Source organism: Vibrio sp. 1562, assembly GCF_033340155.1.
In the GTDB taxonomy this organism is placed as follows: Bacteria; Pseudomonadota; Gammaproteobacteria; order Enterobacterales; family Vibrionaceae; genus Vibrio; species Vibrio alginolyticus.
The window spans coordinates 1-1,100 of record NZ_JAWOVY010000113.1; the positions used below are offsets into that span (position 1 = coordinate 1).

Here is a 1,100-nt window from a genome sequence, read left to right on the forward strand (position 1 = left end):
TCTCTTGCTGTGTCGAATTGAGGCTGTTCAGGGTAAACGCGTAAGGAGTTTGGGTAATCCATAGTAATACGCGGTAAGTATTCGGCTTGTGTACCGCGAGCTTTGATTTGAATGGTACGAGTAATAGACGAACCTTGTTTCACGTTATTTACCGTATTGGCGGATAGTGTATTGCCTTGATCGTCTTGCCAGCTCTGAGTCATTTGCAGTGCCGATGCGGGTAACCAACTGCCTTTAAACTCACTAGGTATGGCTTTTACCGTTATTGGCATTTGCTCCACTTTTGTGCTGATCGGCATGATCTTGGTTGAGCCCGTCAGACTATCGCCATAGATATAAGATCCAGTCAGTTGTGGGCCAAGGAGCGTGAATGTTCCCGGTTGTTCTGCGGTTAAGCGGAAAGATTGCTCCACCACTGTCACTTCAAGCCCAGAAATGACTCGCTGCCCTTGTTGCATTTCACCAACAGGTTCAAGCTTCATGCCTTCAATACGTGGTGGCACAACTTGTGGGTTGTCTAAACGGCGAGTGTCGGCCTTGATGATCAGTTGCATGCGTAAATTCGCAGATTGCTGCGGATATAGCGTATGGTTATCGACACTCATATTGAAGCTGAACAAATCATCCAGATCGGGTGCCGATTTGTTCGCCGTGACTTTTAGCTGAATTGGCTCGGTTTTCATGCCATCGGCCGAAAAGCTCGGGATCGTAATTATCCCTTCTTTCATTGGCGCTATAGAAATGCTCCATTCTGTGCGCTGATATTTTCGACCATTGATGTTGTTACTCGAACGCCCGTAGCGAGGCTGTCCTAGGAAGAAGTCTTTTTCCAATACGCTGAAGTCGATGGCGTCGGACGCAACTTCTGAGTCTGCCATTATCCGTAGGTTGATGACTTCATTTTTAGCCACTTCAGTTTTGTTGACACTTGCCTGGAGGCTTTGTGCCATCACCGAGAAACTAGATAACAGGCTGGCCACAAGAATAAAGACCAGATGTACGCCTTTTTTCATCACGGGCTTACCACTCCTTCTGAGATTGTTGTGGACGTTGTTTTTGTTGAGCTTGCAACTGCATTTGTGCACGAATCAAAAAGCTTG

General features: G+C 46.8%; 1 protein-coding gene. It reads right to left on the reverse strand.

Annotated features, from left to right (window positions below; genetic code table 11):
- On the reverse strand, positions 1–1,016 hold a 1,016-nt coding region (locus R7Z49_RS23550; RefSeq protein WP_318112149.1), incomplete at its 3' end, for a BatD family protein.
- Positions 1,017–1,100: the final 84 nt, after the last annotated feature.